This is a genomic window from Robinsoniella sp., assembly GCF_034124845.1.
Window position 1 is genome coordinate 24252 of sequence record NZ_JAWYAJ010000438.1, and the last position, 12363, is coordinate 36614.

The window sequence follows — 12363 nt, forward strand, 5'->3', positions numbered from 1 at the left end:
TGGGCTGTGCTATGATGTAGGAAATTTAACATTGCTGCTTGTAAGCAAATCATGATAGTTTAAATAAAATGTATGAAAGAGGTAAAAAATATGAAGCGTACAATTTTTACAGGTGCAGGTGTTGCTTTGGTTACTCCCTTTAAGGAGGACGGAAGTGTTTATTATGAAAAGTTGGAAGAGCTGATCGATTTTCAGTTAAAAAACCATACCGATGCAATTGTTGCCGCTGGAACAACAGGTGAAGCGTCTACGCTCAGCGATAAAGAACACTATGATGTGATCCGGTTTATTGTGGAGTGTACAGGTCATCGGGTTCCGGTTATCGCCGGGGCGGGTTCCAATTGTACACAACATGCAGTTGAACTTTCCAGACAGGCTGAAAAAGCAGGTGCAGATGCATTGCTTCAGGTCACGCCTTATTATAATAAAACTTCCCAGCAGGGGCTCATTTATCATTTTAACGCAATAGCAGATGCAACGGATTTGCCGATTGTGCTTTATAATATTCCATCCAGAACAGGATTGAACATCCAGCCGGAGACCTATCTTCATTTATGTGAAAATGAAAAGATTGCAGCGGTTAAGGAAGCGAGCGGTAATTTCTCCCAGATAGCTAAAATTTCTTCCCTCTGTAAGGACAGACTGGATATTTACTCAGGCAATGACGACCAGATCACATCGGCTCTGGCACTTGGTGCAAAAGGGGTAATATCCGTTTTATCAAATATTTTACCAAAGGCGGCACATGATATCTGTGAAAGCTTTTTTAACCATGATCCGGAAACAAGCGATGAATTACAAATCGAATATCTGGAGCTGATCGAAGCGCTGTTTTATGACGTGAATCCCATTCCGGTTAAGCAGGCATTGAATTATATGGGATGGAATGTGGGAGGATGCCGACTTCCGCTCTGTGAAATGGAACCTGTGATGGCTGAAAAGCTGTTAAAAGTCATGAAAAAGTATAAATTAGTTGCAAAAGATTCCGGCAGCGTTTATTATAAAAGAGCATCCATCTTGCATGAGAACAGGAGGCAGACATTATGATAATCCACGAACTTGGAAGAGAAAATGACAGAGTAATTGTAATCATCCATGACGAGGAACATGTGGATTGGGATAACAGTGATATTCTGAAAAAATGTGCGGAGTCTTATCATCTTGTAATGCTGTCCTTAGGTGAGAATGAAAGTGAAGATGTTTTATTTCAATATCTGAACGATTATTATCACAATCATGTCTATGCCATCTGCGCTTTTCAAAATGAATGGCGTATTTTTACAAATTTGATGAACCATAAAGAGGTGGTTTATGATAAGATGGTTGTAGAAGGTAAATCGGTTAGTTCCGGTAAAATGATTGAAAAGTACATCTGCGAGATGTAAAAAGTAATGGAGGTGTCCAATATGAAAATGATATTTGCAATTGTCCATGACGAGGACGGAGGATTTGTAGTTGACAAACTGAATAAGAGCAATTTTATGGTAACGAAACTTGCTACGACCGGAGGATTTCTGCGCAGGGGGAATACCACGCTGCTGATTGGAACGGAAGATGATAAAGTGGAGCAGGTTATTGATATTATTAAAGAAGAATGCTCAACCAGAAAGCAAGTAAACGTGAACACCCCCTATGTATCCGGCGGCGTACAGTCAATCAGCTATGCCACAGTACCTATGACTGTTGAGTTTGGCGGAGCAACCATTTTTGTTGTTGATGTGGAACAGCATGTGAAAATTTAATTTATATATTGAGACTTTCGAATATCCTGGAAGCGTGTCTTAAAATTGCTGCGGCATTGATTTTTAAGACACGCTTCCGCTTGTTATGAGCACAAAGATTTGTTATAATGGGCAGACAGGCAAAAAGCCGGTATAACTAATGAAATCATAGCAGACGGTCAGGAGGGATTTTTTATGGATATGATCATGAAAAATGAATTGGATCCGGTATTTGAAACACTTGGATTATTATTCAGCTGTTACCAGGGAGAAGAAGTGCGGACAGAGACAATAAAAGGGCTGAATGAGCTGGGTATTGATGGTGAGTTATTCTATCAGAAGCATTTTAAAATCCTGGAACGTTATGAAAAATATTTTAAAGATCATTATAAAAAAACAGAAAATGAAGCGTTCTTTTTTAAAGATAAGGATCAGGACTGGATTATTATTCTGATTGCATCCGTTATAGAAAACAAGCACTGGCTTCAAGGGCTGGACGGGGTAACCGATGAAGAAATAAGGGATACTTTGATGTCTGTTATTGTCAACGAAGGGGATGATTCCGAAGAACTGTCCAGACAGAAAATACCAAGTATTACAAATGAACTGGACATTATTGAGTTTTTAGAACCTTTGGAAATGGATGAGGGAAGAAAATGGCATTTGCTGAAATTTCTCCACCGGCCCAGGTATTGGATGGAATTTCTTATGGAGGCAATCAGTAAGAATATCCCGGTGTATGAGAAAGCCCTGGCTTCAGTAGAGAAACCTTTTCAGGCTCTCATGGAGCGCTATGCTGCCCACAAAGACGACAGATTTGACCGGCTGATTCATAACTTTGCATCCCAGGCTGTTGTTTATCCCACCCTGGCAGAGCCGGCAATTCAGCTGGTTTTATATTCCCATGGCTACCAGGGGTTGTTTTTAGAGCTGCTGCCCAGAAGAGGGAAGAGTACGGATGCAGCAAAAGATGCTGTTATCATGAAACTGAAGGCATTGAGCGATAGAAGCAAACTGGATATTCTATGCATTCTAAAGGAATCCAAGAAGTACAATCTGGAACTGGCGGGAACTATGAAATTATCAGCGTCTACCATGTCCCATCATATGAATGTACTGTTTTCCTGCGGACTGGTGAATATTGAGAAAAGGAATGGGAAGGTATACTACTGCCTGGAAGAAGAGGCGGTATTGGAGCTGATCGGTGATCTGAAGCAGCTGTTATTATGAGTTATTATTATGAGCCGGTGGACAATAAATGAATCGGTCATATAATAAGTGAGGTGGAAAAGAACAGGAATCTGAAATCTGCAGATAGCAGTTTTAGATTCCTGTTCTTTTTTTGTTTTTGCTGTGTTGCTCACATTCAATGCACAACAGAGAGTATTTGCACAGGGAAATTACGGCAAATGCAATAGGATTTCAGGGATTTATCTGATCCTTATATAATTTCGAATTTTGATGCAGCTCACAAATATCCGATAAATATCAGACAAATATAAGATATCATATCAAATAAAAAATTAGACAAACATATATTTGACCATGATAGAATGTAGTTGACAAAAATAAAATATTAATATATTCTATATTTAACGAATGTATTTGATAAATATAAAATGTAAAAATTCGATACATTCCAATAAATAGAAAAGAGAGGTATTTGATTTGAATGAAAGTTTAAAAGAAAACAAGTGGATTCTGGCTTTAGTAATCGGGATCGGTGCACTGAGTTCTGTGGCATCGGCATTTATATCCATTATTTTACAAAGAATTGTGGATGCAGCGATTGGGCGGGATGCAAATTATTTCTGGCGCCTTTTTACATTTACCATGATTTTTCTCCTGGTTTTGGGTGGATTGGGATTTTTGGAAGCCTACTGCGGAAAAGTGCTGGTACGGAATGTGACGAAGAGCCTTAGAAAAAAGACGTTTCAGGGATTGCTGAGCCGGAAGCCGGAGGAATTTTATAAGGTAAATACAGCCGATTATCTGTCGGCAATCGTCAATGATGTAAAGCTTGTGGAAGAAAATTATTTAGTACCGATTCAGCTTTCGGCAAAAATGGTGGTACTGTTTGTGGCAACTCTGGGCATATTGTTTTATTTAAGCTGGCTAGTGACAGTTATCCTGATCTTCTTTATGCTCCTGATGTTTTTAATACCTGCATTTTTTGGCAAAGCACTCCAGGCGAGGCAGAACCGATTTTCAGAGAAGATTGCAGAATTTACATCAAAATGTAAGGATTATTTGTCCGGCTATGAGGTGATACGGGGATTTGCCATTGAAGGGTATATCCGCAAAGAATTTCAACATGAGAACAGAGATACAGCAAAGACCAAGTTCCAGGCTGACCGGCTTCTGGCTGTTAATGAGAGTTTTGCCAATATTCTGTCTGCACTGTCCACTGTAATCATTGTTTTCGTGGCTGCCTATTTTGTTTTGACAGGAAGATCAACGGTAGGAACCCTGCTGGCACTCGTCCAGCTCAGCGGAACCTTTATAACCCCGGTAATGGTCATTATGCAGAATTTACCGAAAATTACCGGGATGAAACCGGTGCTGGAGCGCCTCTCCCGGCTTAGCCAGGAGGAGGATATACCGAATGAGAAGGAGGGGACTCGGGGAACCGTTTGCAAAGAGACGGCTTTTGAATCTTCGTTTGAAAAGCTGTTACATATAGAAAAAGTCTGTTTTTCCTACCAGGAGGAGAGAAATATCCTCAGTGGAGTGAATCTGCAGATTAAACCCAGCAAAAAATATGTAATTGTCGGGGAAAGCGGAAGCGGTAAATCTACCCTGGTAAAATTGCTGACCGGATATTCCGGCAGATATTCCGGCAGTATACGGTACGACGGACGTGAAATCAGAGATATGAATGGGAAAGATTTAAGCAGTATTGTATGTATGATTCATCAAAATGTATACCTGTTTGATACGGATATTTACCAGAACATCTGTCTGGATAAAAATTATTCCAGTGAAGAACTTCAGGATGCAATCGACAGAAGCGGGATCAGTTTGTTTTTGGATCAGATGGAAAACGGGCTGAACACGCCGGTTGGTGAAAATGGAATACACCTGTCCGGAGGGCAGCGCCAGAGAGTGGCGGTAGCCAGAGCAATGATCCGCAAAACACCGCTGCTCATACTGGATGAAGGAACTTCAGCGGTAGATATGCAGACGGCATATGATATGGAAAACCGGCTTCTGGCGCAGGAAAAACTGGCGCTGGTTACCATTACCCATAATCTGAAGGAAGAACTGCTGAGCCAGTATGACCAGGTTATATTCATGAAAAACGGAGAGATCGTAGAAAAAGGGACTTACAGGCAGTTAGCGGAAAAGCAGGGAGCATTTTTTGATTTTATGAATTTACAGGGAAAAGTAAAAAATTAATTTTATAAAAGTATTTTATTTTCTTGCCTGAATCGTATAAACTAAAGGCACAGGAAAAGATTTTATCTGCATGTGTGAAGAAGCGTTTGACAAGCTGGGGGAAAAGGATTAGGATTGTAAAGATTAATAAAAAGATTAATGAAAAGTTGATTGATCTGGCGCTATTTTAGTATGTAGTGAAATTAAGCATATGGCAGGAATACATAGAGATGTATTACAGGCAGAGGAGCAGAAGACATGAGAAAAAAAGTACTTTTATTAGTTTTGATATGCGGTGTATTAGGATTAAATGCAGGATGCCAAAAAGATGGCAAAGCAGATCCGGCAAATGGCACAGGAAGCAATACTTCTGAAATTATGAAAGTGACGGAAAACGGCAGCAGTGCAGAGGGACAGTCTGACAGTGATGCACAGCAATCAGAAGGCGTGAAGCTATATATTTCAACGGGAGACGGTAAATATAAGAGCTGCGATTATTCAGGAGCAGAGGAAGCCACACCTGACAGTTTGGTAAAAGAGATGGAAACCCTCACCGGATGGAATATATCTCTCGCTGATGAGATCACTACGGGGAAAGGCGGAATGACCGTGTGTATTACCGGGCAGAGCGCTGTTTTTATGGGGCCGCCCGCTGCCCAGAAAGAAGGTTTTCATGTTTACGATGCGCAAAGTATGGTTTATGCAGTACTGGACAGTATCCAGAAAACACTTCAGACTTACGCAAGCCCCAAAAACCCGGACAGTGTAGATATTTATTATAGTATGGAAGGGAATGTGCCCATCCGTATAGATAATCTGGATATTACAATTCCAATGGATCAGCCTTATACTCATGAAATGCTGGTGAAGCTGTTTCAGCAGGCAGACGCTCCAACAGGCACCGGTTCCTCAGAAACAAATGGAAAAGTACAGGGATCCAGAACATACGGACAGACAGACGCAGGAAGTGGTGCAGACCAACAGAGCAATTATTTACAGACCGAGGCTCAGGGGGGGCAGATATACCAGCAGCCAGAGGAGGCAGACGGACAGGAGGGCTACCAGCAGCCAGGTGCAGCGGATGGCGGAGCGAATGAGCAGCCTGGATCAACGGGTCAGGAAGGTGAGAACCAGCAGCCCGGAACACCGGATGGGGGAGCATATGAACAGCCGGAGTCGCCCGATGGAGGAGCGTATGGGCAGCCAGGAGCACCGGAAGATGGAACGATTGAACAGCCAGAGGCAGCAGATGGCGTGATGAACGGACCGGAGGTTTACCAGCAGCAGGATGTTACAGGAACGGGGGATATGGGAAACTAGAGCATAAACAGTAAGCATCCGCTTGTGAACAAAAAATTATCCGAACGGACAGAGCGAAGGCGTATTTGTGCCACGGGGAATGATTGGAGTCAGCAGCAAAGGAACCAGGGAAGAAGAAGCAAAGAAGCTGGCAGAGTTTTTATTATCAAAAGAAGCCCAGAGCGGTGGAATGGAAGAAGGAATTCCCGTGAATAAAGCTGCCTATGACAATATTATAAATAGTACAAAACCAGGAGATATTGCGCTTACCATGGGCGGGCAGTTTGAAGGAGATGACAAATTTTACCTGTTGCAAGCAAGTGGCCGAGTGTTGGAGACTGTTCCCAAATTGGTTCAGGGTTCTGTCTCTGAGGACCAGGCGGTTAAGGCTGTTATGAAAAAAGTAAATCTGTATTTAGCAGAGTAAGGCAATGAAAATGGCTGCTGATGTAACTCCCGGAGCCGGATCAGCAGTCCATAAGCCCAATAATTTATATAAAGTTAACTGGTATTTTTGAAATGAATATAGTATAATCCCCTATGAAGGCGAAAAGATTAGGAGATTGTACATGTTTGGCTATGTTACCATATATAAACCGGAGTTAAAAGTAAAAGATTATTATAAATATAAAGCATATTATTGTGGTTTATGCAGAACCCTAAAAGAGAACTTCGGATTTCGCGGCCAAATGACTCTGACCTATGATATGACTTTTGTGACCATCCTGCTTACTTCTCTGTATGAACATAAAATGAAGAACAGCAAACATCACTGTGCGGTACATCCGGTTAAAAAAATGGACATGCTGCAAAATGATATTACAGAATATACAGCAGAGATGAATGTAATTCTATCTTACTATCATTTTATGGATGACTGGGAAGATGAAAAGAGTATGGCGGGGCTTGCAGGCAGCAAGCTGCTGGGGAAAAGTGTAAAAAGCATTATTGCGAAATATCCGGATAAATGCAAAACCATACAGCGCTGTTTAAAAAAACTGCAGGAGTATGAAAAAAAGCAGATTACGGATATCGATGCCGTAGCGGGAACCTTTGGTGAATTGATGGGCGAGCTGCTGGTTTACCAAAAAGACCAGTGGGAAGAACGGCTCCGTAAAATGGGCTTTTTCCTTGGTAAGTTCATTTATATTATGGATGCCTATGAGGATGTAAAGAAGGATATCGTAAAAGGTAATTATAATCCTCTGATTCCGTTACAGGGAAAAGAGAATTATGAAGCAGTCTGTGAGCAGATGCTGAATATGATGATGGGAGAGTGCAGCAGGGAATTTGAATTACTGCCCTGCCTTTGGGATGTGGATATCCTGAAGAATATACTCTACGTCGGAGTATGGACAAAGTATGACAAGATACAAAAAGAAATGAAAGAAGGAAAGGAACAGAAAGATGGTAAGTGATCCATATAGCGTACTGGGAATATCACCCAATGCGACCAATGATGAAGTTAAGAGAGCATACAGAGATTTGAGCAGGAAATACCACCCGGATTCTTATAACAACAACCCCCTGGCAGGGCTGGCAGAGGAAAAGTTTAAGGAAGTGCAGGAAGCGTATGACCAGATCATGAAAGAACGGGAAGGCGGATACAGTTCCGGAGGCGGAAGTTATGCGTCAGGCGGCTACCAGAGCAGCCAGGATGATTCCAATGAGATGAAAGCGGTAACGAATTATATAAATTCGGGATATTATCAGGATGCCCTGAATATGTTATCAAGAATGCAGAATCGTACAGCAAGGTGGTATTATTACAGTGCAGTGGCGAATTCCGGGATTGGCAACAATGTGCAGGCGATGAACCAGGCACAGCAGGCATGCAATATGGAACCGGGTAACCAGGAATACCGCAATCTGGTGAATCAACTGCAATGGAACGGACAGCGTTACCAGTCTAACAGCTATGGGAACGGGCGGTCTGCAGGAGGATGTACCACCGGAAACTGCTGCTGTGATCTTTGGTGTGCGGATTCACTTTGCGAATGTATGGGAGGAGATCTTTGTTCATGCATGTAAGTGGCAAAAAAATGGCATTTTCAGGCCTGATGCTGGCGCTTACGGTTGTACTTATGGTGCTGAGCGGTGTATTTCAGTTTAACACGCTGTTTTTACTGGGTGCGGCTTCCTTTTTTGTTGGGATCATGATCCGGGAATTCGGAATAAAGCTGGGCGCCGGCTTTTACATAGGAGCAGTTATTCTGGGGCTTCTGATAGCACCGGATAAGCTGCATTGCCTTACATTTGCCATTATGGGACTCTATGTACTGGCAATTGAATTTGTATGGCTGAAACTTGGAAAAGTATGTCCAAATGCGAAAGGCCGTAAGATATTCTGGATTTTAAAGTATCTTATTTTTAATGTACTATTCTTACCGATGCTGTTCCTGTTTCCAAAGCTGCTGTTTGCAGGTGAGATATCAGGATGGATTCTCCTTGCGGCTGCAGTACTGGGACAGATTATACTGTTCATTTATGATAAGGCATACGATTATTTTCAGGCAAGGGTATGGGGAAAATATCGTAAACAGTTAGGATTTTAAAAGCAAAAAGCTCAAATGGCTGTACGTCATTGTGAACTGCTTTCCATCAGTTATACTTTTAGTCTGACTTTTGGAAGCAGTTCATTCTGCATAAGCTATATGGGCTTTTTCTGTTCTAATGTTTCTTTTTTTTGTCCGGGTTGATTACTGTATCCTGGAAATGGAAACATTCTTTGGCTACTACTTTATTTAATACCAGCAGGCAGATCAGATTGGGAATTGCCATAAGTCCGTTCATGGTATCTGAAAAATCCCATACAACCTGTAAAGTAGTGGTAGCACCAAGAAAAATAATCAGGCAGAAGATGACCCGGTAAAGATAGGTGATCTTCGGCGATTTAACCAGATACTCCAAAGATTTTTCACCATAGTATTCCCAGCCTAAAATGGTGGAGAAGGCAAATAATGTAATACCAATGGTGACTAGCCAGCCCCCTGCGCCTCCCAGGGCAGTGGAGAATGCCTGGATAGTCAGGTTAACGCCGGTAATGACTTTTCCGTCGGCACCCAGTGTACCCAGAACGCCGGAGGAGGCGATTGCAAGCCCGGTAATGGAGCAGACAACCAAAGTGTCAAAGAAGGTTCCGGTCATGTTAATATAGCCCTGTCTGGACGGGTGATCCGTTTTTGCAGCAGCAGCGGCGATGGGAGCTGATCCCAGACCAGCTTCATTGGAGAAAACCCCTCTGGCAACGCCCCAGCGCATTGCGGAAAGCATGCTGGCGATAATGGTGCCCCCTACGCCCCCGGCAATTGCATTTGGAGAAAATGCCATGCGAATAATCATAGAAAATCCGGCAGGAAGATTTCGGATATTCAAAATAATGACAATTAATCCACAGACAAAATACAAGACAGCCATAAAAGGTACAACCAAAGCACATACTTTGCCAATACTTTTGATTCCGCCCACAAGTACGATCAGAGCCAGTATCATAATAACTGCACCCGTTACAGAAAGCGGAATGCCAAAGGTATCGTGCAGGGCGAGAGAGATGGAATTCGCCTGGGTCATATTGCCGATTCCAAAAGAAGCCACAACTGCAAAAACAGAAAAGAGTGCGGCAAGAACAGAACCGATCCATTTTATACGGAATCCATTTTTCATAGCATACATGGGACCGCCTGCCATCTCACCAAATACGTTTGTTTCCCGATATTTAACCGCCAGGACACTTTCTGCGTACTTGGTAGAAAGGCCAAACAGAGCACTGATCCACATCCAGACTAAAGCCCCGGGACCACCAATGACCATTGCCGTTGCAACGCCAACGATATTTCCCGTTCCAATGGTAGCGGCGAGAGCCGTCATCAGAGACTGGAAGGGAGAAATATCTCCATTGGAATCCATATCCGGACTTGATTTTTGAAAAACGGACCGAAGAGCGTATCCCAGGTTGCGCCAGGGAAGAAATTTGAGGCGGATTGTCATGAATACGCCGGTTCCTACCAGCAGTACCAGCATGACGGGCCCCCAGACAAAACTGTTAACATCGGATAAGATTGTTGAGAAATTCATTTGCTTTCCTCCTGATCATTATTTCCGTGGGCAAAGAGACAAACAGACGCGCCTGCGTTCATCCGGCATTTGCCACGAGGATCAAATATACGCCGCCTGCGGCAGGTTATTTGACTTAACAAGTTAATACGGTGGCGTGTAATTACATAATTATAGCATGAATAAGGGAAGCGGACAAGACGCGATTCGTTGTAATGTGCCTGTAAATATGCAGTAAACAAGCTGAAAAACAATGTGCTGACAGGCTGTAAATAAGCTGCAAATATACCTTGCATCATTGAAGATTACATATTATAATTTATTCGTACAGGCAGGAGATAGAACAGTCTGTAACATAACCTGCCTGCATTTTAATGGCGGGGATAATTATACATGAAAGGAATTAAAAACTATGGCACAGAATCCAATTGTAACCATTACTATGGAAAATGGCGATGTTATGAAAGCAGAATTATATCCGGAGATTGCACCAAACAGTGTAAACAATTTTATCAGCCTTATCAAAAAAGGTTTTTATGATGGAATTATTTTTCACCGTGTAATCAACGGCTTTATGATCCAGGGCGGATGTCCTAACGGAAACGGTATGGGAGGTCCGGGATATAGTATCAAAGGCGAATTCTCACAGAATGGATTTACGAATCAGTTTAAACATGCACCAGGTGTTCTTTCCATGGCAAGAGCAATGGATCCCAACTCTGCAGGATCCCAGTTCTTCATCATGCACAAAGATGCGCCTCATTTAGATGGTTCATATGCAGCTTTCGGTAAAGTTACGGAAGGTATGGACATTGTAAATAAGATTGCAGAGACTGATACCGATTACAGTGACCGTCCATTAGAAGAACAGAAGATCAAATCAATGACAGTTGAAACATATGGAACGGATTATCCGGAACCGGAGAAATGCTAATTTTTTAACAAACTAAATAAAATTCTATATAAATATTCCTCAGAGTTTGGTATTTTATTAACGAAATATACCGCCGGACCTGGGGAATATTTTTTTGCTTTTGGGAAATAATAGGTCAATTTACAAAAAATTTATAATTAGGGGTCCTGTCTTTCTGAAATGTGATTTTTTGTGAGAAAATCTGTATTTATAGCGAATTTGAGCAGGTTATAATGTGGAATCTTACGGGTATTCAGATGGTAAAAAAATCTTTGCAGTTTTTTTAAAAAAAGGATTGACAAAATTTTAACGGTATAGTATGATGACCTTGTTAAAAAATTGTCAATAAATGAACCAAAACAAATTATAAATTCACCTATTCAAGGAGGAACAGACATGGCTAAGAAAGAAACCACGGTTAATGTAGTACCTGCAGTGATTGACAGTGTTGAAGCATTGAATGCGAAACTGGCTGCTATGCGCGAAGCGCAGAAGGTATTTGCTACTTTCACACAGGAACAGGTAGATAAGATCTTTTTTGAAGCTGCTATGGCAGCTAATATGCAGCGTATTCCGCTGGCAAAACAGGCAGTTGCTGAAACAGGTATGGGTATTGTAGAAGATAAGGTTATCAAAAACCACTATGCTGCAGAGTATATCTACAATGCTTACAGAAGTACAAAGACCTGTGGCGTGATTGAAGAGGATTCTGCATTTGGTATCAAAAAAATTGCAGAGCCTTTAGGATTAATCGCAGCGGTAATCCCGACAACAAATCCGACTTCAACAGCGATCTTCAAGACTTTAATTTCTCTGAAGACCAGAAATGCCATCATCATCAGCCCGCATCCACGTGCTAAAGACTGTACCATTGCAGCAGCTAAGATCGTTTTAGATGCAGCAGTAAAAGCTGGCGCACCGGAAGGAATCATCGGATGGATTGACGTTCCTTCCCTTGAGTTAACAAATGAAGTTATGAAAGCAGCAGACTGCATCCTT

General features: G+C 42.0%; 13 protein-coding genes. 12 read left to right on the plus strand and 1 reads right to left on the minus strand.

From position 1 onward, the window contains the following. Positions 1-90 precede the first annotated feature (90 nt). The 10 genes from dapA to ACH2DQ_RS21625 all read left to right on the plus strand — a co-directional run bounded on the left by dapA (position 91) and on the right by ACH2DQ_RS21625 (position 8953). Positions 91-1047 carry a 4-hydroxy-tetrahydrodipicolinate synthase gene (gene dapA / locus ACH2DQ_RS21580; protein WP_394913978.1) on the plus strand — a complete coding sequence of 319 codons (957 nt, stop codon included), beginning with the start codon at positions 91-93 and terminating at the stop codon, positions 1045-1047. Continuing rightward, a complete protein-coding gene (locus ACH2DQ_RS21585) occupies positions 1044-1385 on the plus strand; it encodes a hypothetical protein (RefSeq protein ID WP_394913979.1) in 342 nt (113 codons plus the stop codon). Before dapA ends, ACH2DQ_RS21585 begins: the two co-directional genes overlap by 4 nt. Before the next feature lie 21 nt (positions 1386-1406). After that, positions 1407-1742 (plus strand): cyclic-di-AMP receptor, encoded by a 336-nt coding sequence (locus ACH2DQ_RS21590; protein WP_394913980.1) that lies wholly within the window; start codon positions 1407-1409, stop codon positions 1740-1742. 174 nt (positions 1743-1916) lie between these two features. Continuing rightward, entirely contained in the window at positions 1917-2951 is a 1035-nt protein-coding gene (locus ACH2DQ_RS21595) for an ArsR/SmtB family transcription factor (protein WP_394913981.1), read from the plus strand. A 438-nt stretch (positions 2952-3389) separates the two neighbouring features. After that, positions 3390-5120, plus strand: coding sequence for an ABC transporter ATP-binding protein (locus ACH2DQ_RS21600; RefSeq protein ID WP_394913982.1), 1731 nt, complete (start codon positions 3390-3392; stop codon positions 5118-5120). A 237-nt stretch (positions 5121-5357) separates the two neighbouring features. After that, a complete protein-coding gene (locus ACH2DQ_RS21605) occupies positions 5358-6419 on the plus strand; it encodes a hypothetical protein (protein ID WP_394913983.1) in 1062 nt (353 codons plus the stop codon). A gap of 67 nt (positions 6420-6486) precedes the next feature. Then, the gene (locus ACH2DQ_RS21610; RefSeq protein ID WP_394913984.1) at positions 6487-6825 is read left to right on the plus strand and encodes a hypothetical protein; all 339 of its coding nucleotides are present in this window, start codon (positions 6487-6489) and stop codon (positions 6823-6825) included. A 142-nt stretch (positions 6826-6967) separates the two neighbouring features. Continuing rightward, positions 6968-7816 carry a DUF5685 family protein gene (locus ACH2DQ_RS21615; protein ID WP_394913985.1) on the plus strand — a complete coding sequence of 283 codons (849 nt, stop codon included), beginning with the start codon at positions 6968-6970 and terminating at the stop codon, positions 7814-7816. Then, positions 7806-8429, plus strand: a complete 624-nt coding sequence (locus ACH2DQ_RS21620) for a J domain-containing protein (RefSeq protein ID WP_394913986.1) — start codon at positions 7806-7808, stop codon at positions 8427-8429. The genes ACH2DQ_RS21615 and ACH2DQ_RS21620 overlap by 11 nt, the downstream gene beginning before the upstream one ends. After that, entirely contained in the window at positions 8420-8953 is a 534-nt protein-coding gene (locus ACH2DQ_RS21625) for a hypothetical protein (RefSeq protein WP_394913987.1), read from the plus strand. The genes ACH2DQ_RS21620 and ACH2DQ_RS21625 overlap by 10 nt, the downstream gene beginning before the upstream one ends. A 115-nt stretch (positions 8954-9068) precedes the next feature. Here ACH2DQ_RS21625 and ACH2DQ_RS21630 read toward each other — a convergent pair whose 3' ends face one another. Then, complete coding sequence (locus ACH2DQ_RS21630) at positions 9069-10472, minus strand: alanine/glycine:cation symporter family protein (RefSeq protein WP_394913988.1); 1404 nt, start codon at positions 10470-10472, stop codon at positions 9069-9071. A gap of 391 nt (positions 10473-10863) precedes the next feature. Between ACH2DQ_RS21630 and ACH2DQ_RS21635 the strand changes: the two genes are divergently transcribed. Next, positions 10864-11385, plus strand: coding sequence for a peptidylprolyl isomerase (locus ACH2DQ_RS21635; protein WP_394913989.1), 522 nt, complete (start codon positions 10864-10866; stop codon positions 11383-11385). Between the two features lie 375 nt (positions 11386-11760). Next, positions 11761-12363, plus strand: a 603-nt coding sequence (locus tag ACH2DQ_RS21640) for an aldehyde dehydrogenase family protein (RefSeq protein ID WP_395028290.1), incomplete at its 3' end; no start/stop codon positions are given.